The sequence below is a fragment of the Paraglaciecola sp. 25GB23A genome (genome assembly GCF_040012495.1).
Classification (GTDB): domain Bacteria; phylum Pseudomonadota; class Gammaproteobacteria; order Enterobacterales; family Alteromonadaceae; genus Paraglaciecola.
In genome coordinates, this window is sequence record NZ_JBDYKM010000004.1 from 125436 (window position 1) to 152388 (window position 26953).

Annotated in this window: 25 protein-coding genes; 2 read left to right on the top strand and 23 right to left on the bottom strand. The window is 42.3% G+C overall.

What is annotated here, in order from left to right:
- Window positions 1-46: 46 nt before the first annotated feature.
- The 8 genes from dnaX to nadE all read right to left on the bottom strand — a co-directional run bounded on the left by dnaX (window position 47) and on the right by nadE (window position 6812).
- Window positions 47-2425, bottom strand: a complete 2379-nt coding sequence (dnaX, locus tag ABKW31_RS09720) for a DNA polymerase III subunit gamma/tau (RefSeq protein WP_348616143.1) — start codon at window positions 2423-2425, stop codon at window positions 47-49.
- Window positions 2426-2434: 9 nt separating this feature from the next.
- Window positions 2435-2971 carry an adenine phosphoribosyltransferase gene (apt, locus tag ABKW31_RS09725; protein WP_348616144.1) on the bottom strand — a complete coding sequence of 179 codons (537 nt, stop codon included), beginning with the start codon at window positions 2969-2971 and terminating at the stop codon, window positions 2435-2437.
- A 35-nt stretch (window positions 2972-3006) separates the two neighbouring features.
- A complete protein-coding gene (locus ABKW31_RS09730) occupies window positions 3007-3129 on the bottom strand; it encodes a hypothetical protein (protein WP_348616145.1) in 123 nt (40 codons plus the stop codon).
- Between the two features lie 119 nt (window positions 3130-3248).
- Window positions 3249-3998, bottom strand: a complete 750-nt coding sequence (locus ABKW31_RS09735; RefSeq protein ID WP_348616146.1) for a putative DNA-binding domain-containing protein — start codon at window positions 3996-3998, stop codon at window positions 3249-3251.
- On the bottom strand, window positions 3998-4846 hold the full coding sequence (locus ABKW31_RS09740; RefSeq protein ID WP_348616147.1) for a DUF692 domain-containing protein: 849 nt from the start codon (window positions 4844-4846) through the stop codon (window positions 3998-4000). The genes ABKW31_RS09735 and ABKW31_RS09740 overlap by 1 nt, the downstream gene beginning before the upstream one ends.
- Window positions 4847-4903: 57 nt before the next feature.
- Window positions 4904-5437, bottom strand: coding sequence for a hypothetical protein (locus tag ABKW31_RS09745; RefSeq protein WP_348616148.1), 534 nt, complete (start codon window positions 5435-5437; stop codon window positions 4904-4906).
- A 181-nt stretch (window positions 5438-5618) separates the two neighbouring features.
- Entirely contained in the window at window positions 5619-5957 is a 339-nt protein-coding gene (locus ABKW31_RS09750) for a P-II family nitrogen regulator (RefSeq protein WP_348616149.1), read from the bottom strand.
- A 24-nt stretch (window positions 5958-5981) separates the two neighbouring features.
- Window positions 5982-6812 carry an ammonia-dependent NAD(+) synthetase gene (nadE, locus tag ABKW31_RS09755; protein ID WP_348616150.1) on the bottom strand — a complete coding sequence of 277 codons (831 nt, stop codon included), beginning with the start codon at window positions 6810-6812 and terminating at the stop codon, window positions 5982-5984.
- Window positions 6813-6966: 154 nt separating this feature from the next.
- On the opposite strand from nadE, the gene ABKW31_RS09760 reads away from it, so the two are divergent.
- Window positions 6967-7512, top strand: a complete 546-nt coding sequence (locus tag ABKW31_RS09760) for a GspH/FimT family pseudopilin (protein ID WP_348616151.1) — start codon at window positions 6967-6969, stop codon at window positions 7510-7512.
- 611 nt (window positions 7513-8123) lie between these two features.
- Here the strand turns inward: ABKW31_RS09760 and ABKW31_RS09765 are convergent.
- From ABKW31_RS09765 to ABKW31_RS09805, 9 genes are all read right to left on the bottom strand, one after another.
- Window positions 8124-8600, bottom strand: a complete 477-nt coding sequence (locus tag ABKW31_RS09765) for a type IV pilin protein (protein ID WP_348616152.1) — start codon at window positions 8598-8600, stop codon at window positions 8124-8126.
- A gap of 2 nt (window positions 8601-8602) precedes the next feature.
- Window positions 8603-12652: a pilus assembly protein PilY gene (locus ABKW31_RS09770; RefSeq protein WP_348616280.1), complete on the bottom strand. Its 4050-nt coding sequence runs from the start codon at window positions 12650-12652 to the stop codon at window positions 8603-8605.
- 45 nt (window positions 12653-12697) lie between these two features.
- Entirely contained in the window at window positions 12698-13279 is a 582-nt protein-coding gene (locus ABKW31_RS09775; protein WP_348616153.1) for a pilus assembly protein PilZ, read from the bottom strand.
- A complete protein-coding gene (locus tag ABKW31_RS09780) occupies window positions 13276-14139 on the bottom strand; it encodes a PilW family protein (protein WP_348616154.1) in 864 nt (287 codons plus the stop codon). The genes ABKW31_RS09775 and ABKW31_RS09780 overlap by 4 nt, the downstream gene beginning before the upstream one ends.
- Window positions 14136-14717 (bottom strand): pilus assembly protein PilV, encoded by a 582-nt coding sequence (locus ABKW31_RS09785; RefSeq protein WP_348616281.1) that lies wholly within the window; start codon window positions 14715-14717, stop codon window positions 14136-14138. The genes ABKW31_RS09780 and ABKW31_RS09785 overlap by 4 nt, the downstream gene beginning before the upstream one ends.
- 231 nt (window positions 14718-14948) lie before the next feature.
- A complete protein-coding gene (locus tag ABKW31_RS09790; RefSeq protein WP_348616155.1) occupies window positions 14949-16610 on the bottom strand; it encodes a hypothetical protein in 1662 nt (553 codons plus the stop codon).
- Complete coding sequence (locus tag ABKW31_RS09795) at window positions 16600-17733, bottom strand: PilX N-terminal domain-containing pilus assembly protein (protein WP_348616156.1); 1134 nt, start codon at window positions 17731-17733, stop codon at window positions 16600-16602. The genes ABKW31_RS09790 and ABKW31_RS09795 overlap by 11 nt, the downstream gene beginning before the upstream one ends.
- Window positions 17720-18355: a prepilin peptidase dependent protein B gene (locus tag ABKW31_RS09800; RefSeq protein WP_348616157.1), complete on the bottom strand. Its 636-nt coding sequence runs from the start codon at window positions 18353-18355 to the stop codon at window positions 17720-17722. The genes ABKW31_RS09795 and ABKW31_RS09800 overlap by 14 nt, the downstream gene beginning before the upstream one ends.
- Entirely contained in the window at window positions 18349-18867 is a 519-nt protein-coding gene (locus ABKW31_RS09805) for a prepilin peptidase dependent protein A (protein ID WP_348616158.1), read from the bottom strand. Before ABKW31_RS09805 ends, ABKW31_RS09800 begins: the two co-directional genes overlap by 7 nt.
- 93 nt (window positions 18868-18960) lie before the next feature.
- Here ABKW31_RS09805 and ABKW31_RS09810 point away from each other — a divergent pair, with 93 nt between their 5' ends.
- The gene (locus ABKW31_RS09810; RefSeq protein ID WP_348616159.1) at window positions 18961-19368 is read left to right on the top strand and encodes a type IV pilin protein; all 408 of its coding nucleotides are present in this window, start codon (window positions 18961-18963) and stop codon (window positions 19366-19368) included.
- A 32-nt stretch (window positions 19369-19400) separates the two neighbouring features.
- Here the strand turns inward: ABKW31_RS09810 and ispH are convergent, their stop codons facing one another.
- The 6 genes from ispH to murJ all read right to left on the bottom strand — a co-directional run bounded on the left by ispH (window position 19401) and on the right by murJ (window position 26878).
- The gene (ispH, locus tag ABKW31_RS09815; protein ID WP_348616160.1) at window positions 19401-20345 is read right to left on the bottom strand and encodes a 4-hydroxy-3-methylbut-2-enyl diphosphate reductase; all 945 of its coding nucleotides are present in this window, start codon (window positions 20343-20345) and stop codon (window positions 19401-19403) included.
- 24 nt (window positions 20346-20369) lie between these two features.
- Window positions 20370-20846 carry an FKBP-type peptidyl-prolyl cis-trans isomerase gene (gene fkpB, locus ABKW31_RS09820; protein WP_348616161.1) on the bottom strand — a complete coding sequence of 159 codons (477 nt, stop codon included), beginning with the start codon at window positions 20844-20846 and terminating at the stop codon, window positions 20370-20372.
- A complete protein-coding gene (gene lspA, locus ABKW31_RS09825) occupies window positions 20839-21333 on the bottom strand; it encodes a signal peptidase II (protein ID WP_348616162.1) in 495 nt (164 codons plus the stop codon). The genes fkpB and lspA overlap by 8 nt, the downstream gene beginning before the upstream one ends.
- The gene (gene ileS, locus ABKW31_RS09830; RefSeq protein WP_348616163.1) at window positions 21326-24154 is read right to left on the bottom strand and encodes an isoleucine--tRNA ligase; all 2829 of its coding nucleotides are present in this window, start codon (window positions 24152-24154) and stop codon (window positions 21326-21328) included. The genes lspA and ileS overlap by 8 nt, the downstream gene beginning before the upstream one ends.
- A 44-nt stretch (window positions 24155-24198) precedes the next feature.
- Window positions 24199-25125: a bifunctional riboflavin kinase/FAD synthetase gene (gene ribF / locus ABKW31_RS09835; protein ID WP_348616164.1), complete on the bottom strand. Its 927-nt coding sequence runs from the start codon at window positions 25123-25125 to the stop codon at window positions 24199-24201.
- A gap of 193 nt (window positions 25126-25318) precedes the next feature.
- Complete coding sequence (murJ, locus tag ABKW31_RS09840; protein WP_348616165.1) at window positions 25319-26878, bottom strand: murein biosynthesis integral membrane protein MurJ; 1560 nt, start codon at window positions 26876-26878, stop codon at window positions 25319-25321.
- Window positions 26879-26953: the final 75 nt, after the last annotated feature.

Below are 26953 nucleotides of genomic sequence, written 5' to 3' on the forward strand. Positions count from 1 at the left end.
ATGATTCTCTCTTAGTCTGAAATAAAAATTGGCAGCCGGCTTTGGCTTATCTTGCAACAATACTCGCGCTATCGACTTTAGCCGCAAACAACTCTTGCATTAGCGCAATATTTGCATCGGTATTAATCACGTTTTGCGCGTATTCTTGACGTAAATTATTTACTTTTTGCTGGATAGCAAAAGGTGTATTAATGGGGTGGCCCAATTCTATTTCAAGTCCTAAATTGGCATTCAGTGCAGATATAAGGGCCCCGCCCAATTGCTGGCGCGCAGAAGGCGTATCTAAATGCACTTTACTATGCAATAAGGTTAATTTTACCGTATCACCCACTCGCTCGAAAGATGAATGCAAGGCAAGTTGCTTGGTTAATGCCGTTATTTGCATGGTATCAATCAGTTGACTCCATTTATCAACCTGAACGGCAGAGGTCACTTTTTGTTCATTTTCTAAAAAAACTGGAATATCTAAACTAACTTCACCTAGTTCATTTAGCGCCAAGTGCTCATGCGCATCAAGTGCACGATAAGCCTCAACAACGGAATCTTGACTGACTTCTATCGTTTCATCACTGGAGGGTAAAGACTCTTGTTCATTTGAGCGTGGGCGATCGTCGAAATCCCAAGGCGGCATCAAACCAGTATTGGTGTCTACTACTTCATCTTCATCGTCAACATTTGAGCTTAGCTCGACGTTTTGAGTGACTATCGGCCTTGCTGGTACTGGTACTAGTGCTGGTTTTGGCTCTGGCACAGGTTCAACACTAGGTGGTTTTTTATTTACATCGATAGCTTGAGGTTGACGAATTGAGGCTAAATTGGGTACCTCAGTCTTTACTGACTTTTTTCCAGCAAGGTTTTTTTCCTCCGTTGCCGCCTGAGATTGCTGTAGTTTTTTACGCAAGGCAATCATGGTTTCAGTGGCACTTAAAGAAGATGAAGGAGGGGCATGAGCAGGAATATGACCATGTTCTGCTGGCAATTGAGCGGCGAGTGCATCATGACCATAGTCTTCTGCTTGCTGAATTATGCCTTCTTGCTGAGCAAACAATTCTTGTTCATAGGCGCTATCTGCCAGATTCTGTTGTTCATCTTCCATGGCATAATGGTGTTCTGGATAAGACTCATCTGCTGAATCAGACGGGTCAAGCAAAGGCGGAATAGATTCGCCTTGCTCAGCAGCACTAACAATCGACGCTTGAGGTAATTCGGCGGTTACCTCAGGGCTTTGCATTGTTTGCGGCCTTAAGCCTTCTGGCTCTGCTGCTTTTACTGGCGAAGCTGTTACATGAGTTAATGCTTGTGACCCTAGCTCATTTATATCATCCGGCGCTAGTTTTAGATTATCTGGGCAAAAAGCCAGCATTCTAAGTAAGGTCATTTCTAAACCGGAACGTGAATCAGCGGCATGAGGTAAATCTTTTTTGCCGTTTAAGGCAATTTGATACAATAGTTGAATGTGCTCAGGTGCCACACCTTTGGCAATTTGATAGATAGCACGAGCAGCAATAGTCTCTAATTTGCAGGCTTCTGGAACCAACTGCGTTAAGGCAACTTGATGTAATAAACTCATCAGTTCAGCTAAAACTTGAGCAAAGTCAGCCGCTTGCATCGACATAGCCTCGACTAACTGCATAGCTTCATCAGCCTGTTTCTGCAGAACAGCGTTAAGCAGCTTAAGTACCACATTTTTATCCATCAGACCTAACATGTCAGTCACAATAGATAAACTCACAACACCATTACCCTGTGCAATAGCTTGATCAGTTAAACTAAGGGCGTCACGCATACTACCTTGAGCTGCGCGGGCTAACTGATTTAATGCTTCAATTTCACATTCAAGTTGCTCTTGTTGCAGGATAAACGCCAATTGTTGGCTTATCTGAGTGCGTGATAAAGCTTTGAGATTAAACTGTAAACATCGTGACAAAATGGTAACGGGTAATTTTTGTGGGTCGGTGGTGGCCAACAAAAACTTTACATGGGGAGGCGGTTCTTCCAACGTTTTAAGCAATGCATTAAAACTATGTTTCGACAACATGTGAACTTCATCGATAAGGTAAACCTTAAAGCGACCTCTACTGGGCCGATACTGCACGTTGTCTAATAATTCGCGGGTATCTTCAACCTTGGTACGCGAAGCAGCATCAATCTCCAGCATATCAATGAAGTTGCCTTGCTCAATCTCGACACAAGTGCTGCACTTGCCGCAGGGCGTAGCACTTAGGCCCAACTCACAATTTAAACTTTTAGAAAATATTCGCGCGATAGTGGTTTTACCAACACCACGGGTACCCGTAAACAGATAAGCATGGTGTAAACGATCGTTATCAAGGGCGTTGGAAATGGCAGATACAACATGTTCTTGCCCAACTAACTCGGCAAAACTATTGGGACGCCATTTACGGGCTAATACCTGATAACTCATGCTTTTATGCTACTCACCTTCAAATTCACAGATCGAGAAACTGGTTACACCATTTTCTACTAGCTTTTGTTCACCACCGAGAGAGGGTAATGAAATAACAAAACCAGCATGTTCGACAATACCACCCAAACGACGGATTAGGTTTGCGGTAGCAATCATGGTTCCCCCCGTGGCCAGCAGATCATCTAACATCAAAACTTTTTCACCGGGCTTAACGGCATCTTGGTGAATTTCAAGAGAATCCGTACCATATTCTAATTCATAGCTTTCGCTGATCACAGGTCTAGGCAACTTTCTCGGTTTACGCACTGGAATAAAACCTATACCTAGCTCAATTGCCAAGGGCGCACCAAACAGAAAGCCTCGGGCTTCAGTTCCTGCGACTTTATCAAAGCCCATAGGGGCGTAATGTTTCACCAACAATGCAATAGTTTGTGAATAAGCGGTGTGATCCTCTAATACTGAGGTGACATCACGGAACATGATCCCCGGTTTTGGGTAATCAGGCACGGTCTTAATGACCGACTTTATATAGGCGGCGGACACGAATTTCCCCGTAGTTAGTAAAAATTTATTGCGGTTTATAGATAAAAAACAAACCAACCGACAATGGCGTTTAACAATGGAAAGGCTAATAAAACTATCAATGCGGCAAAAACATAAGACCAGTTGAATGGGTCAATGACTTCGTTTTCTTTTTGCATAACCAGACTCCCGAAAAGCAATTAAATATCAATTTACACAAGGGGCAAGATGGTAATGCAAACCACTGCAAATTGGTAGCTTTTACCTTTGCTAAGCCCCTTAGAAAATAAAACTATCTCTAATCAGCTGGTAATAAAATCTCTTTGCGCAACATTTGTTCAACAATGTCTTTTACAGACACGGCTAATTGTTGTGCGCCAATTTGTGGCAAGGCTATGAGCATTTTTGCTATTAACTCTGTTATTTCGATTACCTCAGATTGCTGAATAACAGTAAGCAAATGAGCACTCACCTGATTGACCAAGGTAAAATTAACCTCATCTTCACTATTACGATAGACCACTAGATAGACTGGCTCACAGGGGCTTTTAGGTTGAAAATCCACACTAATTTGATGCACTGGATAATGATAGCTCACTAAGGTGGCAATCGGTGAAAACGAAATTTTATCGGGCAATTGCTCACTAGTCGCTTGCCAAATATGCATCTCTTGTTGACACTTCTTAATACTCACCGACAACTCTAACCATTCATAATGGGCCAGCTCACTCAAAAACGGCGGATCAAACTCATTTAATTGATGTTCAGAACTGAGGTATTCAACAAATTCCAAACTGATATCAATAAAATAGGGCGAACGACAATGGTGTTGAGCAAAAAACTGTCGCGCTAGTACTAACCAATCATCGGCTAAATAAAGAGACTTGAGCACAGGAAAAGCTGAATCCAAAAAACCGACAATATTATTGAAAAATAACTCTCGATAAATATCAAGTCGACGTTCTTCAATGCCATACTTAAAAGAAATTTCATCGGGATTTTTCAAATGCGTCATAAACGCATGCTGAATATCGCTAAAATGTGTCATTAAGCCAACCTTTGAGAATTATTCTGTAAGGCCACCAGCGCCTGAGTAGATTTAATTTTTTCGACTTCATGCAGCAAAGTTTTTATAGGCGGAATATTAAAATCGCGTTCGAGTAGAGTTGGAAACACCCCATGTAATTCGTAGGCACGTTTTAAAAGCTGCCAAACAGGTTCAATCACATCAGCGCCATGGGTGTCGACTTTAAGATCATCAGCTTCATCAAAATGACCCGCTATATGACCATAGGCGATTTTATGACTGGGCATGGAGGCTAAAAATTGCTCGGCATCATAAGCATGATTAATGGAGTTGACATAAATGTTATTCACATCGAGTAACAAAGAACAACCAGATTCATTCAACACTGCCAAAGTGAAGTCTAATTCACTCATTTCTTGTCCTGGCGCGGCATAATAAGATACGTTTTCCAGAATCAGTGGGCGTTCAATAATATCTTGTACCTGCTTTACACGCTGAACTACGTGTTTCACCGCCTCTTCAGTAAATGGAATGGGCATTAGATCATATAAATGGCCCTCACCCGAACAGTAACTTAAATGCTCACTATAAGATTGAATTTGGTGCTCATCCAAAAAATGCTTAACGCTTTTCACAAAATTGATGTCTAGGGGGGCTGGACTGCCAATTGAAAGTGACAAACCATGACAGCTAAACTGATGCTGTTGGGTCAATTGACGCAATATCTTTGGGTATTTACCGCCAAGTGGGATCCAGTTCTCTGGCGCTATCTCCCAAAAATCGACACTAGCAGGAACCGTTGTTAGTTGCCCCAGCATTTCTCTTCTTAGGCCAAGTCCAGCGCCTATAAGCTTGGTTTTATTCAGCATAATTTACACCCAAAAAATAAAGGCCAGCATAAGCTGGCCTCTTACAATTTATAAATATTAAGCTTGGCCGCCGCATTTGCCTTCTTTTTCTACTTTGTCTTTCGCTGCGTCTTTAGCTTTGTCGCCACCACACTTACCTTCGCCGCACTTGCCTTCTTTCATATCTTTGCCCATCGCTTTGGCTTTGTCGCCACCGCACTTACCTTCGCCACACTTGCCTTCTTTCATGTCTTTGGCCATCGCTTTGGCTTTGTCACCACCGCACTTACCTTCGCCACACTTGCCTTCTTTCATATCTTTGGCCATGTCTTTGGCTTTGTCGCCACCACACTTGCCTTCGCCGCACTTGCCTTCTTTCATATCTTTGGCCATCGCTTTGGCTTTATCGCCACCACATTTGGCTTCTTTGTCTTTAGCGTCTGTGCTCTTTTCTCCACCACAGCTACCTTCAGCTAGGGTGAGCATATAGCCAGACTCAAGGGATTGTAGTTCAAATGGGTTGGCATTAGCTTGTAGGCTTACAGAAGCAAGTGAACCAATAACAACAGCACCAATAGTTGATGCGATGGCAGTTTTCTTTAACTGTTTCATTTTAAGTATCCTTTATTTTAACAACAAATTTTGTGAGCTTAATAAATCCAATAATAGAGACCATTGCCGACTTAAATTTATTTCATTAATTATACAATTTACTTTTTAGTTTCATTTTCACCCTACTTACTGGTCTCAAAAACACGCTAAAATGCAACTAGGCTAAGTGGGCTCATACTGCTTATACGGCTTCTTCGTTTTCTTCACCCGTACGAATACGAATAACACGCTCAACATCATAAACAAAAATCTTGCCGTCTCCGATTTTTCCAGTCTGAGCAGTATTCATTATAGCTTCAATCGCTCTTTCTACATCTTCATCAACGATAACAATTTCCAGTTTTATTTTGGGTAAAAAATCAACGTTGTACTCAGCACCACGATACATTTCAGTATGACCTTTTTGTCGACCAAAACCTTTAACCTCGGTCACTGTCATGCCATTTACGCCAATTTGTGCCAAGGCCTCTCTAACATCATCTAGCTTAAATGGTTTTATTATAGCTTCTAATTTTTTCATTTTTTGGTATCCGTGCTGTTAAAATTAATCATAGATGGTTGGAATAGGCACCCGTTTGTGCTGTGTTTTTACAAAAATATTAACCAGCTTTTCTGCAACATATTGAGCAACAACTTTGCCTTCTAAAAAGTCGTCAATTTCGTCATAGCTCAAGCCTAAAGCGAGTTCATCCGCTTTTTGAGGAGCAAGACTTTCCAAATCTGCAGTGGGTGCCTTAGTAATAATGTTAGCCGGGGCGCCTAAAAAGTGTGCTATTTCTCTCACTTGCCTCTTATTTAAACCAAATAGAGGCGCAAGATCACAGGCACCATCACCATACTTAGTATAAAAACCCGTAATATTTTCTGCCGAATGATCCGTTCCAAGTACCAAGGCATCTAACATGCCAGCAATTTCATATTGAATTACCATGCGGGTTCTGGCTTTAACATTGCCTTTTACAAAATCACGTTTCGTTTCACTGTCAGGTAATAAGCCCTGAGCTGCCAGCGCAGCGCAGGTTTGCTGGTCGATGGCATCGGCACCAGGTTGAACATTCACCGCAACACTGTGACTAGGTTTAATAAAATCAATAGACGCTTGAGCATCAACTTCATCGGCTTGCACATTATAGGGTAAACGCACGGCCACAAATTGGAAGTGTTTATTTTGTTGTTGATTTAGTTCATCTACGGCAATTTGTGCAAGTTTACCTAATGTACACGAGTCGATACCACCACTTATACCTAAGACTAAACTCTTCATCCCACTGTTTAGCAGTTGTGTTTTGATAAAATTGACCCGACGGTTTACTTCAAATGCGGGCTCAATGTGCGATAGTACTCGCATTTGTTCAATCACTGTGGCTGTTAACATCGTTCAATACCTATCATTTTTATCAAAATCATCTCTACCAATCTCAATATTGGTTCGTTGTTGTGTATAGCAATTCTAACCATAGCAACACAATTTATACCAAATTTTTCTCAAATTAGTTTATGTTATCTTAATTAGTTTAAAAGGAGTGGCTGTGATTAAGCAAAAAGGGGTAACCCTCATAGAAATGCTAATTAGTTTAGCAATCATGGCAATTGCCATAACTGCAGTTGCACCTAGTATTCAAAGCATTTTAATCAAAAACAGAATAGTTTCTGAAATCAATGAATTAAGTGCCGTTATTCAGTTTGCGCGAAATCAAGCCATTGATCAACAAATCACCATTATTGTCTGTCCTTCTGGGGATTTTTCAGTCTGCAGTAATAATTGGGATGATCCAAAAATAGTATTTATTGACAGTGACAGCAGCGGTGACCGAGGAGCCAACGAAGAATTATTGGCCACAACAGGGGCTATTTCAGATAATAATTATTTAACTGGCCCAGCCAACCCGCTGTTTTTTTCTGCAACAGGTGAAGCGGCGGCCAATTCAAACTTAATATTGTGCCACTCATCAAAAGATAATGAATACGCTAGGCAATTGAGCATTACCTTGCAAGGTCGCGTGAAAATGAGTTCAGATAGTGACAGAAATGGTATTCATGAAGACACCACAGGCACGCCAATAAGTTGTCCATAAGGATAAGCCGTTAAACTCAATTGAATGATAATCTCGATGCGACTTTTGCATAGAGAGCCTTAACGAGTGCCAAGTATCTGTCTATACCAAGCAGATTTTAAGATTTCATTCCACTTTCTATAATTCAGAATAAGCTGCAGGACAGCTTGGATAGAGTAAGTGTCCGAGCTACGGTCCCAATGGCAAGATGAGTGGGCCACACGCTTTATTAGCTGCACAGTGCTAGGCAAATGGTGCCCGACACGTGGTACCCGGCAACCGGTGCCCGACACGCGGTGCCCGACACGCGGTGCCCGACACACCCGAGTCTTGGCAGGCTATGACACGCTTGCTGATAGAGGGGGAGTATTGTAGTTAACAGCGATGACTAAGGATTGAGCGCAGGAGTAATTCATAAAGCAATCGATATTACACAAGACCTAGCAGATAAAAATGGCAACTGTTCTTTCGAATTACTCCCTTCATTTATATCAATATCAGCATAATGACAAAAAACCATTATGCTTGGTTAAAATTGCCATATGCTGCTAGAAAAAAAGGTCTATGACCCGTTCAGAAATATCTTACTCGGCCCTTAGGCCGCTTTCGATTACAGCAGAAAAAGTCTAGCCTCAACAACTCCAACAATATTCTGCAGAACTAATGGCCCCGCTATTGTCTTTGTCCCAAGCGCGTCTGCCGTCGCTGTAGAAGTATAAGCTGCCGTCACCACTTTGATTAGTGCTAGTGACCGGCTTTGCTTCTAACAAATAGCTATTACCCGCGGCTTGATTAATAACTAAATCATACTGACGACTGGCATACGGTTCTGCAGAGGGGCTATGTTTATGGAAAATAGCGGGGCTACCAGTATCCGCGGCTGATGCAGCAGCACCTTTGTAACTATAACTCGCCGCTTTGTGGCGCTCCATTGCGGCAGCTAAGGACATTAAATCAGCCTGCGCTGCTGAACGGTTGCTACCCTTAATAAATCCCTGATAACTTGGATAGGCCAACATACTGAGGATCCCAACGATAGCCACAACTATCATCAGTTCAACTAATGTAAATCCCTGACTACCGCTTTGTTGACACTTAACTGGGTTCATAATTACTGCCTTTCAATTTCAGTTTTCCAACTGCTTTTTTGTACTCGTTCAAAGTTACTATAAATATTCTCGGCTAAACACTCAAAATCCGAGTTACACGCCTTTTTATTGCCATTACTGTCTAATTCAATCACGGTTGAAGCACATTCAGTCCCCAAGCAAACAATTGGTTTAATAATATCTTCAATCAAAATTTTTGTATCTGGCGCAATGCCGGTTTGTTTTAACTGGGCGTATCGGTCTTGATGAGTTGTATTATTATCCCTATTTAAATCGGTTACGGCATTACCATTAATCAATTCAACTAAATAAGCTCGGCTATTACCTGATGGTGGCGCACAAGAACTAGCGCTGGCAGTTGCAGGTAAATAGGTGGTAAAGATAATTTGGTAATCAAGAATCAAAGGAGATGCAAGTACTTTTTCTCCCCCCGCACCGAGTCGAATAAACCAACCAGAGAGTTGGGCAAAACTGTTTGCCTCAACCTGCTGAACAGTTGTATCAGAGGAGGTCAGCAAATGGTCTGTCGCATCATACAAACTTGAAGTAGACAGAGCAACACTGGGCAAACTGTAGTTACCATCAGTGTCTAAGGTAAACACCCCAGTATCTTTTATCATGTAGAAGTGATCTTCTACAACGCTATCCAAAGGATGTGCTCGATATCCAGAACCCAAGGCTACGGCATAATAATGCTCCGCGCCCAAGCTTATTTCGGTAACATCAGGGCCATAATAAAAGCGGCGATTTTCAGTAGCCGTATCGCCGCCAAAATTAGCCATTAAGCCTCCAGTGACTAGATCACTTATGGATTCGCCATTGTGAATATCCAAGCGGAATAATTGAGCGCCGTTGTCTGCCACATACATATGATCGGCAAAGCCGTCATTATCTCTGTCAATCACCGAGATTCTTGCGGGAATACTGTATTGCATTTCAGTTAAATTCAGGTTGGCATTACTATTACTTGCTGACCAAATTAGGGTCCCTGTATCTGCATCCACTATAAATACTGCGTTGCCAATACTATCGGCACTGCGCAAAGTCTTACTATCTTGGTCTTCATCATAACCACCACCGAAGATAAGCACATTTTTTACGGTACTTCCGACCCGGATTTTAGTGACGGTCGGCTTCGACCAAGTTTGTCCTAGTTTAGCAAAGTCCCCTACTCCACCCTCAATTTTAAATTTCAAGGCAGGAGATGTTTTACTAGTAATATCAAAGGCGTAGTAATTTTTTCCACCACGACGCATGCCTAGATAAAGATATTTATTCGACCCCACTGTACGTAACACCATATCGCCATCCAAGCCATATATATGAGAAAAAGTCGAGCTGTCTCGATAAAAATCGTACAAATTGCCCATCAGCTCTTTTGGCATGATGGCAAAATTTTCAGTGCCTGTTTCTGGGTCAAATGAATGCAAGTATCCATGATTAGTTGCTACCAAAACGGCACTATCGGTGAGCGAATAATTCACAATCACAGGTTGAGAGTGAATTGGGTCACCCATTTGTAATCGAGCATCAGTATCTAAGCCATCACCGTCATCATCTCTTACATCAACACCTCGCGCCCACTTTAATAATGACTCACGAACCGCAGTGGCATTGGACACAGAACTAATACCCAAGTCGTTGAGGGTGAAATTATTATTGTTTTCATGCACTAAATTGGCGGTAGTAATAATGGTACCGTTGCCTGAAAAAGCGTAGACATTGCGCGGTAAACCCATTTGACTGGCTGTACCGCCGTCACGCACATCATTACCATCCGCCAATACTGACCAATAACTATGGGAATTATCACTGAAAAATCCGGTTAAACTGTCGACAGCATTATTACCATTTTTATCCAGAATATCGGAACCATCTAACTTGTATTTTTTAACATTACCCGGCCACAATGAGCCTTCTGCCGGTTTAAACAAAGCAAAGTAGAGCTCATCATTGTGAGTCAAACGGTTGAGCTGATTAACCGCAACGCCGGGCGAAACAAAGGTTGCATTAACATCTTTAACGGTTTTTAAGATTGATTGAAACACAGTGACCAAATCTGCTGTATTAGACGCGGTATAAAATCCACCATTACCGTTAATCGCCAAGTCATTTAAAAAGGCATTGGCAGTTGTGTTTGACGCAAAACCAATGGTGTGCGTATAAATCTTAGTATCGATAACAGACTCATCGGCATCACCAATATTTTTTATCAAATCTAAACCACATTTTTCACCCCCTGAACCGCGGCAAGATAGGCCCAATAAACTCTCTATTTTACTGACACTGTGGTTATTGTTAGCCTCACCATCCGATAACAAAACGATGTGATTATTGGTTTGACATTGCCTATCGGTTACCGGCGAAATATATTGTGCGCCACTGGGTATATATTGATTAACACATGAAGAGCTACTCAAATCATCCACACTACAACCATAAGGTAAAATTGAATCCGCACCGATATAGCTTAAGCGGTTACTTACTCTGGTATTGCGTCTAACACTTGAAGAAGTAGAGCTTTCCCCCCTTTTCAAACCGTAGTCAACATTAAGTCCGCCATAATAACTGGCGGCTTCGTACAAGGTATCAACGATAGGTGTGTATCCGTCAGCACTAAGTGAATCAACTTGGCTGATGAGATGATCGCGCACGGTCGAAGTTTGTCCAGGTGTCGCCTGGCCCTCGAATTCAATGACTAACTTAACCGCCCCTGAAGGCTGGCCGTTGTAGCTGTAAGCCCCTCTGACACCAGTGAAGTCTGACATGATAAACATCATATCATTGCCCGCTTGCCAACCGCTGCGATTTACAATTTGCTGTACAATACTGGTCACGGATGGACTTTGATAAGTCGAGTTTCTGTACCAACGTGGTATATTTGTCCATCCTACTGATCCGGTTTTATTAACATCCCTGAGTTCATAACGGTCATATCTTCTAAAATTACCGACATCGTCGACATTTGCTCCATAAATATTAAACGATGCCGTGCTGCTAGAGCTATTTTGATAAGCGGTAAACTCTAAATAAGCATTGGCAACCGTGGCATTTTGCGGTAAAGCAACTTTTCTAAAAATCACCCCTACATAGGCATTTGAACTACTTGAAAAACCTAACTCACTGCCGGTAGATTCATTACCATCTGAGCGCTCTTCGGCATTGTATCTCTGTGAATCTACCTGATAGGTATAAGCACCTTTCACACAACCCGTCGCAGTAGAGTCGTCATAGGTAATCACCAGTTGCGGTGACAAACCCGAGCCTTCTTCAAAGGCCTTTGATTGCCGAGCACTGCCGGTTGAAGTACCAACACCATCTATTAATAAACTTAAGGCGTTACCACCACACCAAGAACTTTGATCAACAATTTCTTGTACAACACTGGTAATATCTGGCGAGGAAACCGTTTCATTCGACACCGGCCAATCATTCACACTGTCCCACAAAACAGAACTGGTTGTTTTAGTGCGACTACTTAAATTATTGGCACTGCTGGAGTACGCACTAGCATTACCGGCTAATTCACCACTTAAAGTAAATACCGTTGCTCCTATGTTGTAAGCATTAGAAGTAAATCGGATGAAAGCACTGGTAATAGTTGCTCCTCTTGGAATATTTAGCCCTTGGTAACGTAAACCAACTAATACTGGCGTAGTACTCTGAGAATGTTTCAAATTATTGGAGTTAGTGGTGACGGTAGAACTAATTTCGTAAGCATCATCATTACCATCACTAATAGAGGTAATAATTTCAGGTCTTACCGCGTCATCAATGGACCTAACAGGATATAAAACCGGCCCGCCATAGTCTGAGAAACGCATCAAACCCGCATTGATATTAGTGACTGAAGCTAAGGTTTGTTTCAGCGCGTTTTGTACTCGTAACATTCGTGATTCATTGGTACCGTCCTGAGAAGCCATACTTCCCGAGGTGTCCATAATAAATAGAACATTGGGATTATAGGTAACCTGTGCACCCGATGTACCTAAATAGATTTCTAGGTCATCTGCCAAAATCGGCGGAATAAAAAACAACGATGCTACTAGCATGAAAAACAATTTTGAGCGACGAAAATAGTTCATATGAGCCCCCTCTTATTGGGCAGCAGGAGCAAACACCGATGCACTTAGGGTATTTGCCACTACAAAATTACTGTCTTTTAGTTGACCACAGCCGCGCACAATAAATACGTGACAACTGATGTTACTGCCACCAATGACATTGCTAGAACCGACACATGGTTGCTCGCGCAAAAATGCTGTTTTTGACCAGCTATCGATAGCCGGTTGATTGACGTAATCGCCTGTAGCAACGTGCCGACTGCCTTTAGACAATCCTTGCGCTGTGACACTGCGGTTAGTCCATGTATTGTTGTCAAAACAACTTAAGGTCTGCACATTCAGATCAAGTTGATTGCCGCCGCGAGCATCAGACAAAGGATCGTTTAAATTAACATCAGCCAAAATAACTTTGTCTTCCGATTCAAAAATAACGCCAGCAATAGCTGATTCTGCGGCATCAAAAGCCATAGAGCTCCTTTCCATCGAAATTGCCATCTTACTTTGCAGTAAACTGCTGGAGACCGACGTCACACCTAAAATGGTTAAGCTCAATAAAATCAGCAGGGCAAAAACCATGACCATGCCAGCCTGTTTGTTAAGATTCGTGTTTTTCATATATTCCTACTGCGAACAAAGTTTTTAACATTTCTTAAAGTAATGGTTGTTTCAAATTGTTTAAATAAACGTTTTTCAGTCGGCTGGTAGGCCGTTTCATCCAATAGCTTAAATGAGGGGACAGGGTCAATCATGACTTCAGAGTCGGCTTTAAGTAATACCGCAATACGAATAGCAACGACCTGCGAACCAGCCGTACGCAATGCATTTAATGCATCTGCTGTCACAAAACGCACAGGCCGTGAACTATTATCCTGCGATGCAAAATTATTGGTTACGCCATATTGAACTTGGAAACTGTAAACGTCGTCCAACAAGGTATAAGCCTTATTACCATCATTGTTAGCCGCTACTTTTTGTCCTCTGAGCACTCGGCCATCGTATCCTCTGCATTGCAGCGAGGTTCCCGATACAAAGTACTGGTTTACCACATAAAACTCCTCATCTGCGGCATAACCCAATTTGTAGCCTCTGCAATCGGTTCTCGCTTGAGCACTGACCACCAAGGTATCGCTTGCACCATTTGCTCCTTCAATAGAACCAATCCCGGCACCGCTAACAAAATCACCGACTAAAGCCACAGGATTGTTTTGCACAACCCCGGCCTCTACAGCAATGTCTACATCACGGTTTAAGTCAGGTGATAAATTATCATAGCGCCCCGTCATTAAAATATCATTGCGCAAGCGGGTAATGATAAAGCGCCCACTTTCTTGCACCGACGAAACCGCTTGATTTAATCTTTCTGTGACATTATTACCTAACATAACTTGAATTAATGCGCCTGAAATCATCAGGCCAATCGTCATGCTGACCATTAACTCAACTAAACTAAAACCCTGTTGTTTGAACTTATTCATAATGTAATGTCTACCGATACACAGTCATGTGGGTTTGTCTGATTCACATTGCATTTTGCATTTAAGGTTCTATTGATATTTTGCCAATTTTCAACTGGCCAGCTTAACGTCACAATATGTTTAGAGCCTACGCTGCAGCTTTGCGTGTCCGTCGTATCATTATCTTCACAAGTAAGCGAAATAATGACATCAGGATTGGTTATGACCGCTGCACAAGACAGTTCATAAGCATCGAATTGTGCAAGTTCACTGGTTGAACATATATTATCGTTGCAATTAGGGATAGTGGCAGGTCGAGTTTGACAAAAGCAGACGTAGGGTTGCGCGCCAGTTGTACAGCTTAGATTTTGAAAGTTATAGATATCAGTATCAAAATATTCATTATCAACAACCAGCCCGTCGCCGGTGACAGAAAAAGCAGCACTGGCTCTAAGACGCTCTGACATTTGTTGCGCAACTAATACGGATTGAGAACGATTTAATGATTCTGAGTTGGTAAACGAGCCGACAAATTGCAGATAAACCACCCCTAACAAGCCAATAGCCAAGATGAAAAGGGTAACTAATATTTCAATCATACCTATCCCCCTAGCAAAACTAGGTGCGGTTTGATGACTGTCTTTTATTGGCAAACGATTTAACACCTTCACCTCATTACTGTGGGCAAGTTTTATCTTCGTATGAGTATGGTAGCTAAATTCCTTGCTGTTTGGTTATTTTTACTTGATGAAAGGTATATATTTTCAGTAAATTAGTGCACAACACACCCGTCTATTGAGTGAAGTTGGACGTGCATGAGCAATATGTCCTTACTTTAAAGACACTGAATTATCTTGTTTGAAGGAGGCTAATTCGAATGGTGTGATGGCCGGCACACCGGCCAAGCTACTATTGTACATAGAAGCACGGGCACTTATTGTGGTTAAACCTGCACTAATAATGGCTAAGCGGCCACGACTGTATACTTGGTAATACTGGTAGCTATCTGCAGGAAACGAAAGGATCGAATCGTTGCTGATGGTGGCAATGGCGGGAACGACAGTAGCCCAATCAGCCAATAAGGTTAAATTGATGTCATAGTAGGGCGTTAAGCTTAACCAGTCGCTCTGTCCAGCAGCAATTTTTGCTTGTAACAAAGCTCTGTCGCTACTGCGTAAACGGTCCAGATACACGCCACGCACAGTAAGTTGTCGACCTTTTAAACTAAGGTCAACATCTCTGTTAACGGGGCGTTCAGGGCGTCGAGAATAATCAATGCTGCTACTCAGCAACGCACTCAGATAGGCTGAGTACGTTGCCTGTTTATTCGAGTCCAATAAATAATCTGGACTCAACACCACTAATTCAACTAACTGCCAGTCTGGGTATAAAACAAAATAACCATCCACTCTTCTGAATCGACAAACCTCATCATACTCATCACCCGGCAAACTAGCTGGTACATAGCTCATATCTGCCCGTCTTTGAAAATGTTTATGGGCTAAGCCATTTTCTGCTCGATAGAAATGTTCATCAATAATAGTTTCTTCACTATCATGGTGATCATTGCAACATTGTGAACACAAACTAGCCTGTCCAGTTGATACCGGTTTACCTGTCATTTTTTCGCGTAATTGCCCTTTTTCAATATCTAATCTGCCATTATGAATAATACTCATAGAGGGAGTCTTTCCCTGCCCTATTCCGACTAGCTCACAACGACAAGCAATAGTGCTAAAGTCACTTTGGTTAATTTTGATATCTTGGCCGTTTACATAACGGTACTTTTCGAAAGACAGGTCAACACGTTGTGCTTGGACCATTTTTGGACTGGCACTTTGCATAAATTCATTTTTACCTAAGGAGTTAATATGGCTATCTGGAATACTACTTGGACTAAAGTTTATTTGAGGGGTTTGGTCTACACTGGCTAATGCACTTAAGGCTAATATACTGCGACTTTGCGGGACGGGAGTAATGGTGCCATTCAGAACAAGCGACTGCTCAGTGCCTTGATAATCTAACCAGTCAATCTTGATGCTAATACTTTTTTGTCCAGCTACGATGGGAATAGGTGGCACTAGCTTGGGATGGTTTAAGCCAACCCATGTATCCGCCTGTTTATCATCATCAGTATCGATAAAATATTTGTTGATCACCTGCCAAGTTCGCTTAAATGTACGAATATTAATTTGATTATTGCCTAATTTGATATCGACATTGCCACTGGGTAATTGGCCGCCAGTATTGGCGCCAATATCATTATAAGAAAATTGATTAGGCTCAGATTCAATTTGGCTAAAACTAGCCAAATCATCCAACTTTTCTTGTGCTAACTGCAGAGCGACATTACGTAAATTCATTTTCGAATCGGCCATTACAAATTCACTTTGTAAGGTTACATAGCCCGTCACCCCCAACATAATCATTAAGGACGCAATCAGTACTTCGACCAAGGAAAAGCCGGCTTGACACTTTGATTTACAAGTCATGCCAACTCCCTGGCACCTTAGCAATACGCATAAACTCAGCAGAATTAGCTAAGGTCACTAAGGTATCTTTATCATAAATCACCCGCATGCTGCCCGCTAAACTACCTAATTGGTAATTTGCGACTAAGGCGCCGTGCACTTCACTTTCAGCCGATATAAACACATCGTAACTCGCGACAGTATTCACTTGCTTTAGCATGACAATAAGCCCATAAACCTCAGCCTCATCACCTAGGTGCAGACTTCCCTCGTTAATAAACAACAAGAGGGGATGAGATGCACTACCTAAGATTGCATTGGCGTTAATGTCGCACTCACCGTCAACCCATACAATGCCAGTGGTTTGTTGATTAAGCATATTGCATGCACTGAGTACTTGCTTAGCTTCACTTCGCAGTGCCATATTATGTTCAAAAGCTACGTTAAATAAGTGTGCGAATACATCACTAGGAAAATTTGGATCGTCGAATATTATATCGTTACCCCATTGCAATGCTGAGGAATAGGCTTGAGTTTGACATTGATCATCCTGATATTCTTGTAGCCCACATGTAAACCCATTAATTGATGTCATATCAATATTCCCACCAGTCCAAACAGACAGAGGGATCCCCTCTCCTGCGCCATTGGGGTTGGCCACCAGCTCAAAGCTAAATTGTTGGTTTAATCCCCCCGCTACCATCAGCGCGGACTGGGGTATTTGAGTTAATATTGGATAAACCATCACCTGTTGCTTTATGCTGGAGCTGGCTAATCCATCAGCAGAGACGCCGACAGAGTTAAGTTCAAATAACTGTATTTCACGAGAATGGCGAATAATAGTTTGTTTGCCCGCACTAACCGAAAAGCGTTCTTGGCCCAACAGAACCTCCTGGAGAGTCGCAACTGGCCAATCTTTTTTTTGTTGTAATTCAGCTAAGCCGCGCATTATTCCAGACTCGGCTGCAGCAAAAGCTAGTTTTTGGTTTTGGCTGTTCAACATGATTTTATGTTCAAAGGATTGAATCTTGCCGGTATACAAAGTGACAAGTGTTACCATCACGAGTAACAGCACCACGGTTACCAGTACAACAGCGCCTTGTTGTTGGCAAATTAATGGTTTACTGAATCTATACGGAGTCATAATTTTTCACCAGAAATGATGTGCTGATCCGCTTTGAAATAGATCTATCCCGTTTCAGTTCTGCCTCTAATATCAGTTCGACACGGCTTGCACTAATTCCGTATGACGCTTGCCGTTGAATTGAAAACTCAAGTTTGATCACTTTAACCACATCAGGATCAGTCAAATCATGCCAGCCACCTGCGTTACACGCTAATCCGTCAATACGCATTTCAATCGCCTTATCTTTTAATCTGAAGCCAAAATGTTCGTTAGTATTTTGTGTATCTAATTGGCCATTCTGATTTCGGTCATAAGCGAAGGTCACACAACTATTTGCCACTTCTGCTGGATAGTTAGAAACCTGTAAAGAATCAGCAAAAGCCGATGCTGGCAAAGTGGGATCGCTCACAAGGCTAATCATATTGGCGTCGTAACCCGCCCGTTTAATATCACTCACTAACAAAGCCGCAATCGCGTTGATTTCTTCATCTAAGCGAGACTTAGCCAGTAATTGACTGTTCAAGCCAATTCCATGCCCGACTAAAGATGCCATGGCCGTCAATGAAGCAAGCCCAATTGCCATAGAAATCATCAGTTCAACCAGTGATGCGCCAAACTGATATGAGCGCAGATTTAACATGTCTCATAGCCCCCCAAACTGCCAGATTTAACACATAATCTGACTCTACCCATGTTACTTAAAATCAACTTAATTTGATTGCTACCGTCGCTAAACACAGTGGATCCCGCATGACCCATCGATAAGCCTCGAACACCATCAAAAATAGTCGCGTCGTTGTTGCCAAATTTTAAGTCTTGCATCTTAATCAGCTTAAAATCTTGTTGTTGAATGGTGGCCTCCACACCATTGACGGTGCAGTCTTGATAGATCTGACAGTCACATAAACCGCCATCACTGACCGCAATGCACCAAGGAGATGAGGAATTAAGGATAACCATAATATTTGACTGGCTTGATATGGCTGCAGAGCGAGCTTTTTGAAAGGCAAAATAACTGACTTCAGCAGCCCCTTTTAATTGCATGCTTTTTTGGGCACTTAATATTGAAGGCACGCCTAGTGTGAGCACCAAGGCCATGATAGAGACGGTAACCAATAGTTCAAGAAGGGTAAGACCAAGGGCATTACGCATAATAAGCATCCATACTTGAGGTTAAAAAACTAATCGCAAAATCCGTTTTATTAACTATAGTTCAAATTATGGAAAGGGGAAAAAGGAATTTTTATGAATGAACTAGATGCAGTCTTAGACTCGAAAAAGTCACTAAAAAACAATGTGGGTATGAGTTTGCTGGAACTCATGGTAGTAGTCAGCATTATTGGTATATTGGTTACTATTGTGTTTCCAAGCTATCAGCAACACATTCTCACATCGCGGCGCGCAGATTGTGCTATACAACTGCTTCGAATGAAAATGCAACAAGAGTCGTTTAGACTTAATGACGTCAGTTATGCAACGACATCCGAACTCAGTTTACCGCAAAATGCCTATTTTGATTTTTCTGTGGTGAATGTCAGCGCCACAACCTATACCCTAGTCGCTCAAGCGAAGGGCTCACAACAAGAAGATAGCGCCTGTCAAACATTGGCACTCGACCAATCAATGAACAAAACGCCGTTGATCTGCTGGTGAATATTTGCCTATTGAGAAGCCGTTGAATAGCGTTAATCGATTTGTTTTATGCGCAACTCTTTTGGAACCGCAAACTCAATGTTTTCTGGACGCCCAGGGCGCTCAATTGCATGGGTTGCGCCCCATTGTTTCAGCCTATTCACCACCCCTTGGACTAATACCTCAGGAGCAGAGGCACCGGCGGTGATTCCGATATTAGTTGCATTTTTTAGCCATTCACGTTGAATACAATTTTCATCTGCAATCAGGTAAGCCTGAGCACCAATTTTCTCGGCTAATTCTCTAAGACGGTTAGAGTTAGAGCTATTTTGCGCCCCCACTACCAACAATACATCACAGTCAGCGGCTAGCTCACGCACAGAATCCTGGCGATTTTGCGTGGCATAACAAATATCATCTTTTCGTGGACCTTCTATGCGCGGAAACTTCTGACGTAAGGCATCAATCACATCGGCGGTATCATCTACCGACAAGGTTGTTTGACTGCAATAATACAAATGTTGCGCATTTTTCACCTCAAGGTGTGCCACATCAGCAACTGACTCAACCAGATAAATACCACCTTTAGCATTATCGTACTGACCCATTGTGCCTTCAACTTCCGGATGGCCATGATGGCCGATCAATATACACTCAGTGCCTTTTTTACTGGCGCGCATCACTTCCATATGCACTTTGGTCACAAGTGGGCAGGTCGCATCAAATACTTTTAGTCCGCGACTATCTGCTTCGTTTCTCACCGCTTGCGATACACCATGAGCAGAAAAAATAACAATACTATCGTCAGGCACTTCAGCAAGTTCATCTACAAACACCGCGCCGCGTTTTTTTAAACCATCAACTACAAAACGATTGTGCACCACTTCATGGCGCACAAAAATAGGCGGAGAAAACAACTCAAGCGCACGTTCAACGATAGTAATGGCACGATCTACCCCGGCACAGAAACCACGTGGATTAGCGAGATGAATTTGCATGTTATTCTTCCTAAAAAGCCGAGATTATGAGTGTAAACTGACGGACAAAATTTCCACGTCAAAAGTAATTTCTTGCCCAGCCAAAGGATGGTTAAAATCCACTGTTACAGAGTCTCCTGCTACTGAGCGAATTATACCAGGCAACTCAGAACCATCAGGTTGAGTAAACGCGATAATCATACCTTCTTCGGCTGGTGTTTCAGCATTAAATTTATTGCGGTCCATATAATAAATATTATCTGGGTTTGGCATACCAAAGGCGTCACTGGGCGCCAAAGTAAAAGATTTTTTATCGCCGCATTTTAAGCCCAACAAACAAGCTTCAAAACTCGGCGTTAAATTACCATCACCGATCACTAACTTAGCGGGTTTATTATCGACTCTTGTACTGTCGGCCGCTGAACCGTCTGACAGTTTTAAATCAAAATGCAGCACCACTTCACTGCCTTGATCAATAACAGCCAAGGATTGTTCAGCTACGAATTGAGAAACATCAGTCATTTTTTTGCTCTTTATTTTTAAACATATCAACAATCAGCAACACTGCACCAAGGCAGATAGCGCTGTCAGCCACATTAAATGCTGGCCAAACCCATTCTTGGTAATAAACCACCAAAAAATCAACTACGTGCCCGAGAACCAAACGATCATAAACATTGCCCAATGCGCCACCAATAATCAGACAAAATGCTACAGGTAGTATGATCTGTGCACGTGATAATTGTTTAAGCCACCACAACAACATTGCCACTACAGCAAAAGCGACGACACTAAAAAACCAGCGTTGCCAGCCACCGGCATCATGTAAAAAACTAAAAGCAGCACCGTAATTGTATACATGGGTTAGGTTAAAAAATGAGTTAACCTGCACCGCTTGATAGAGCTCAATGTGCTCAACAATTAAACCTTTGGTGTATTGATCGAGCACAAAGGTTATCAAGGCCAACCACAAAAAACGCCAACCAGTTTGGCTAAAAAGCTTAAGCATAAGCGCGCTTTTCGCCCTCGCCGTCAACGTTATCAACACAACGTAAACAGATTTCAGGATGTGCAGTATTTGCCCCCACATCTTCTCGGTGATGCCAACAACGTGCGCATTTATGCCCTGCTGATGCGGTTATTTCAACCCATAAACCGGCTATCTCTGTTTTGTTTGCGTTGGCTGGACCTTGCTCAACTTCAATAACTTTAGCGGCAGAAGTAATTAATACAAATCGCAATTCATCGTCTAACTTGTTTAACAAGGTGGCAAGCTCATGAGTTGCATAAATGCTCACTTCGGCTTGCAATGAACCTTTGATCACGCCGGCTTTGCGAGCACCTTCAATATTACGATTCACTTGCTCTTTAACATCAAGAATTGCCAACCAAAAATCATTATCGAAGGTCGATTCGATTTTAAGTTCATTGAGGGTGTCATACCATACATCGGTAAAAACAAACTCTTGTTTTTGCCAAGGCAATTCTTGCCACAGTTCCTGAGCAGTAAAGCTCATGATGGGCGCCATCCAACGCACTAAGCCCTCAATAATATGGTACAAGGCGGTTTGGCAAGAGCGACGAGCGTGACTATCACTTTTTGCGGTATATTGGCGATCTTTGATGATATCTAGATAAAAACTGCCCAATTCGATAGAGCAAAAATGCATGAGTTTTTGAGTCACAACCAGCAAGTCATACCTTTCATACGCCGCAATAATTTCTTGTTGAATACTGGCAGCACGGGACACAACCCAACTGTCTAATTCAACCAATTCATTTAATGGCACTAAATCTGTTGCCGGTTCAAAACCTTTCAAATTGGCCAATAAAAAACGAGCGGTATTGCGAATACGGCGATAGGCATCCGCAGAACGATTTAAGATTTCATCAGACACCGCGATTTCACTGCGGTAATCGGTAGATGCAACCCATAAACGCAAGATATCAGCACCCAACTTATTAATGACATGCTGAGGTGCCACGGTATTACCCAGTGATTTAGACATTTTTTTGCCTTCACCGTCTACCGTAAAACCATGAGTCAATACTTGCTTGTAAGGTGCGCAGCCTTTAGCCGCAACCGAGGTAATTAGAGATGACATAAACCAGCCACGATGCTGATCAGAGCCTTCTAGATACAAATCAGCCGATGCCGGAATATCATCTCTGCGGTCAACCACAAAATAATGGCTTACTCCGGAATCAAACCACACATCCAAGGTATCAGTGACTTTAACGAAGGTCTTGGCGTCTTCGCCTAAAAACTCGCTGGCATCAATATCCCACCAAGCCTGAATGCCCTTTTGTTCAACTAACAAGGCAACTTTTTCAAGTAACTCGTCAGTATTGGGGTGCAATTCACCGCTGTCTTTGTGCACAAACAAAGCGATTGGTACCCCCCAAGTTCTCTGTCTTGAGATACACCAATCAGGGCGACCTGCTACCATTGACTCGATGCGATTTTGGCCCCATTCAGGGATCCATTGAGTCTGGTGAATTTGTTCGATTGAGGCTTCACGTAGGCCCTTTTTATCCATACTAATGAACCACTGGGGGGTGGCGCGAAAGATAATCGGTGTTTTATGGCGCCAACAGTGCGGATAGCTGTGCATATAAGCATGGTGATGCATTAGTGCACCGTGTTCGCTCAAAACATCAACTACATGTTGATTCGCTTTAAATACGTGCTCACCTGCAAACAAAGGCGTACCTTCAACATACACGCCATTGGCCCCAACGGGGTTCGCAACTTCTAAGTTATAATGGCGACCCACATTAAAATCTTCTACACCATGGCCAGGGGCGGTATGCACGCAGCCCGTACCCGATTCAGTGGTAACGTGATCACCTAAAATCAGCGGTACTTGAAAATCATAAAATGGATGATGTAATGCTTGGTTTTCTAAAGCATCGCCATGACAAAAACCAATCGCATGGTAATGATCAATGCCAAAACGTGCCATGCATTCAGTGACTAAATCAGAGGCAATAACTAAACGCTCTTTGCCTGACTCAGCATTAACTTGTACCAAGGTATATTCGAGCTTAGGACTTAAACACACAGCGCGGTTAGCCGGTAAGGTCCAAGGTGTCGTCGTCCAGATAACCACTGAAAGTGGGCCTTCACCCACTAATTTTTCAGGGTGCGCAAAACACGCCACTACCTCGGCTTCGTTGACAACCTTAAAACGTACATCTATTGAGGGGGATGATTTGTCTTGGTATTCAACTTCAGCTTCCGCCAATGCAGAACCGCAGTCAGTACACCAATGCACTGGCTTAAAGCCTTTCTCAACATGGCCTGAACGTACAATATTGCCCAATTCACGGATAATGTCGGCTTCAGAACTAAAGTCCATCGTTTTATAGGGGTTGTCCCACTCACCTAATACACCGAGACGAATAAAGTCTTTCTTCTGACCTTCAATTTGTTTCTCTGCGTATTCGCGACATTTTTGTCTAAAATCTGCGGCACTGATTTTATGCCCAGGTTTACCGACCTTTTTTTCAACCATCAATTCAATAGGTAGACCATGACAATCCCAACCTGGCACATAGGGCGCATCAAAATCGGACAAGGTTTTTGACTTAACGATGATGTCTTTTAAAATTTTGTTAACTGCATGACCAATATGAATATCACCGTTTGCATAGGGAGGGCCATCATGCAAAATAAAAGGTGTTTTACCTTTCTTGGCTTGGCGAATTTGCTGATAAAGTTTTTTAGTTGTCCATTGCTCAAGCATCTTCGGCTCGCGTTCAGCTAAAGCGCCACGCATTGGAAACGCAGTATCAGGCAAATTTAAAGTATGTTTATAATCGCTCATTGTTGGTTTAATCCAAGTTGGTCATTGGTTTGACTAAAAGTGTATCAAGACATGCTTAACAATTGTTGAGCTTTTTTGGCGTCTTGTTTAATTTGTTTATGCAATAATTCGAAGGAATCAAATTTTATTTCATCTCGAATTTTATGTTTGAGAACAACCGAGATGGTTTGTCCGTATATTGTTTCGTTGAAGTTAAATAAATGAACTTCTAACTGTGAACGTGTGCCATTAACCGTGGGGCGATGTCCGATATTTGCCACCCCATTGTGCAATTGACCTTTGACGATCACCTCAACGGCAAACACTCCATTGACCGGCGCTTTAACCCGTTTTAATAATACATTAGCCGTTGGAAAACCTATAGTTCTGCCACGTTTATCACCATGTAATACTTTACCCGATATAGTAAAGGGTCGGCCCAGCATCTGTTGCGCCAAACCGAAATTTCCATTGGCGAGCGCTTCTCTTACCGCAGTGGAGCTTATACGGCAATTTTCTACTCTAAAACTCTGGGTACTGGCAACATCAAAGTGGCACTTTTCACCTTCTTTTTGCAAATAGGCAAAGTCACCCACTCGGCCTCGCCCAAAGCGAAAATCATCGCCCACCACTAAAAACTTAACATCGAGTAAATCAACTAATAAGTTTTCAACAAATTGTTCAGCTGAATAAGCGGCAAATTCAGGACTAAATTTAATACATAATAAACGATCAATACCCAAGGCTTGCAACTGAGAATATTTATCACGTAATACGCTTAGTCTTGCTGGCGCATGCAGTGGTGTAAATAACTCTTCAGGTTGAGGTTCAAATACCATGACGGTGGCAGGCAGACCTAGTGCCTTGGCTTTTTCAAGCACCTGACTCAACACAGCCTGATGGCCTAAATGCACACCGTCAAACTTACCTATGGTTAATACACAACCTCTGTGTTTATCTCTGAGGTTATATAGTCCGCGGATCAATTCCACCTAAATTCTCGTTATTGCGTGTCAAAATCCAGTACTAAAGTAGCTAAATATTGAAGATGATTGTTATTTCAAAGGCGCGGATTATATCGAACTGCGCCATTATTGAAAGTAGTTAGCCCGACTTATTAGCAATTACACTCAAGGTTTATCTACCTCGTTAACATTGCGGGTAGATTACATACCACCAAAGAGCCTAAACGTGAGCCACAAAACTATGTTTACGCACGCCCATGATCAGCATTGCTGAAACAAAAACGGCAAAACCTAGAGCAATTAGCTTAAACAACTCAACTATTTTTACCATAAGTTCAAAAGCAACCCATACTTCAAGTATAGGGCTCATTTGCATAACCACTATGCCCATCAATATGGCGCTAACAATGATTTTAACAAGTAAGTAGATAGTTTGTTTACTGGCACAATAGACTTTGTTTTTATGTAAGGCCCAGTATAACAGCCCCGCATTCATCGCAGCTGACATAGAGGTTGCCATGGCTAAACCAACATAATCATAGGGCCAAACTAGTATTAAATTAAACACCATGTTGGCTGCCATGCACCAAATACCAAATTTAACGGGTGTTTTAGTGTCTTGGCGTGAATAAAAACCAGGAGCGAGTACTTTCACCAACATAAAACTCAATAAACCAAAGGAGTAAGCTTGCAAACTTGCGGCAGATTGGGCCGCATCAAACGGAGAGAAGGCCCCACGCTGAAATATGGTCAGTAACATAGGCTCAGCTAGTACAAATAAACCTGTTGCGGCAGGTATACCCAAAATACACACCATTTTAATCGCCCAATCAATGTTATTGCTAAAAGCTAAATCATCCTTAGCTACATGATTGCGTGAAAGTGTTGGCAAGATGACTGTTGCAATGGCAATACCAAACAAACCGAGGGGAAATTCCAATAAACGATCTGAATAATACAACCAAGAAATAGCACCGGTGCCAAGGAAACTGGCAATCATGGTATCGAGCAGTAAATTAAGCTGTCCCACAGAAACACCAAACAAAGCAGGTATCATCAGCGTTCTAACTTTTTGAATATCAGGGTCTGACCATCCCCATCTAGGTCGAACTAACACCCCAGCCTTAATTAAAAAAGGGATTAAGAATAGTAATTGCGCAAGGCCGCCAATAAATACGCCCCAAGCGAGTGCAAAGCCGGGTTGAGAAAACTGCTCAGACAAATAAATAGCACAACTAATAATACTAATATTAAGTAATACAGGGGTAAACGCCGCGGCGCCAAACTTGTTAAGAGTATTGAGAATGGCACCTGCCAAGCCCGCCAATGAAATAAAGAGTATGTAGGGAAAAGTAATTTTTAACATGAGTGAAGCAAGTTCATATTTAACCCCACCTGGCTCGTCATTCAGATATTCAACAAACCAACCTGAGGCAAATAAGGCCGCTAAAATAGGCGAGGCAATAACCCCCAGCAAGGCAACAAAGGTCACAATAATGCCGAGTGTGCCTGAAATTTTAGCAATAAATTGTCTTAAATGTGCCTCGTCGCCGGCATTTTTAACTTCAGTGAGTACGGGAATAAAGGCTTGAGAAAAGGCGCCCTCGACAAACAGACGGCGTAAGAAGTTTGGAATTTTGTTGGCCAGTAAAAAAACATCAGCATTGGCGCCAGCACCAAGTAAGTTGGCAACAACCGCATCGCGCACTAAACCTAAGATACGAGAAATAAAGGTCATGACACTCACTATCACACCCGATTTAAGCAGTTTTCTCGACACTCAGTTATCCCTTTAAACAAAAGCCAATAGTATGCGTTATCTCAACCTTTGCAGTCTATGGATTCATTAAACAAA

Bases quoted from the DNA above. Each gene is read 5' to 3' on its own strand.
- lspA (WP_348616162.1), bottom strand. From the start codon at position 21,333: ATGCTTAAGCTTTTTAGCCAAACTGGTTGGCGTTTTTTGTGGTTGGCC.
- ABKW31_RS09805 (WP_348616158.1), bottom strand. From the start codon at position 18,867: ATGCGTAATGCCCTTGGTCTTACCCTTCTTGAACTATTGGTTACCGTC.
- ABKW31_RS09795 (WP_348616156.1), bottom strand. From the start codon at position 17,733: ATGACTCCGTATAGATTCAGTAAACCATTAATTTGCCAACAACAAGGC.
- ABKW31_RS09750 (WP_348616149.1), bottom strand. From the start codon at position 5,957: ATGAAAAAATTAGAAGCTATAATAAAACCATTTAAGCTAGATGATGTT.
- ABKW31_RS09730 (WP_348616145.1), bottom strand. From the start codon at position 3,129: ATGCAAAAAGAAAACGAAGTCATTGACCCATTCAACTGGTCTTATGTT.
- ABKW31_RS09800 (WP_348616157.1), bottom strand. From the start codon at position 18,355: ATGTTAAATCTGCGCTCATATCAGTTTGGCGCATCACTGGTTGAACTG.
- ABKW31_RS09735 (WP_348616146.1), bottom strand. From the start codon at position 3,998: ATGACACATTTTAGCGATATTCAGCATGCGTTTATGACGCATTTGAAA.
- ABKW31_RS09810 (WP_348616159.1), top strand. From the start codon at position 18,961: ATGAATGAACTAGATGCAGTCTTAGACTCGAAAAAGTCACTAAAAAAC.
- ABKW31_RS09790 (WP_348616155.1), bottom strand. From the start codon at position 16,610: ATGACTTGTAAATCAAAGTGTCAAGCCGGCTTTTCCTTGGTCGAAGTA.
- ABKW31_RS09765 (WP_348616152.1), bottom strand. From the start codon at position 8,600: ATGAACCCAGTTAAGTGTCAACAAAGCGGTAGTCAGGGATTTACATTA.
- dnaX (WP_348616143.1), bottom strand. From the start codon at position 2,425: ATGAGTTATCAGGTATTAGCCCGTAAATGGCGTCCCAATAGTTTTGCC.
- ABKW31_RS09770 (WP_348616280.1), bottom strand. From the start codon at position 12,652: ATGCTAGTAGCATCGTTGTTTTTTATTCCGCCGATTTTGGCAGATGAC.
- ABKW31_RS09740 (WP_348616147.1), bottom strand. From the start codon at position 4,846: ATGCTGAATAAAACCAAGCTTATAGGCGCTGGACTTGGCCTAAGAAGA.
- ABKW31_RS09775 (WP_348616153.1), bottom strand. From the start codon at position 13,279: ATGAAAAACACGAATCTTAACAAACAGGCTGGCATGGTCATGGTTTTT.
- ileS (WP_348616163.1), bottom strand. From the start codon at position 24,154: ATGAGCGATTATAAACATACTTTAAATTTGCCTGATACTGCGTTTCCA.
- ABKW31_RS09785 (WP_348616281.1), bottom strand. From the start codon at position 14,717: ATGATTGAAATATTAGTTACCCTTTTCATCTTGGCTATTGGCTTGTTA.
- ABKW31_RS09780 (WP_348616154.1), bottom strand. From the start codon at position 14,139: ATGAATAAGTTCAAACAACAGGGTTTTAGTTTAGTTGAGTTAATGGTC.
- ABKW31_RS09745 (WP_348616148.1), bottom strand. From the start codon at position 5,437: ATGAAACAGTTAAAGAAAACTGCCATCGCATCAACTATTGGTGCTGTT.
- ispH (WP_348616160.1), bottom strand. From the start codon at position 20,345: ATGCAAATTCATCTCGCTAATCCACGTGGTTTCTGTGCCGGGGTAGAT.
- fkpB (WP_348616161.1), bottom strand. From the start codon at position 20,846: ATGACTGATGTTTCTCAATTCGTAGCTGAACAATCCTTGGCTGTTATT.
- nadE (WP_348616150.1), bottom strand. From the start codon at position 6,812: ATGTTAACAGCCACAGTGATTGAACAAATGCGAGTACTATCGCACATT.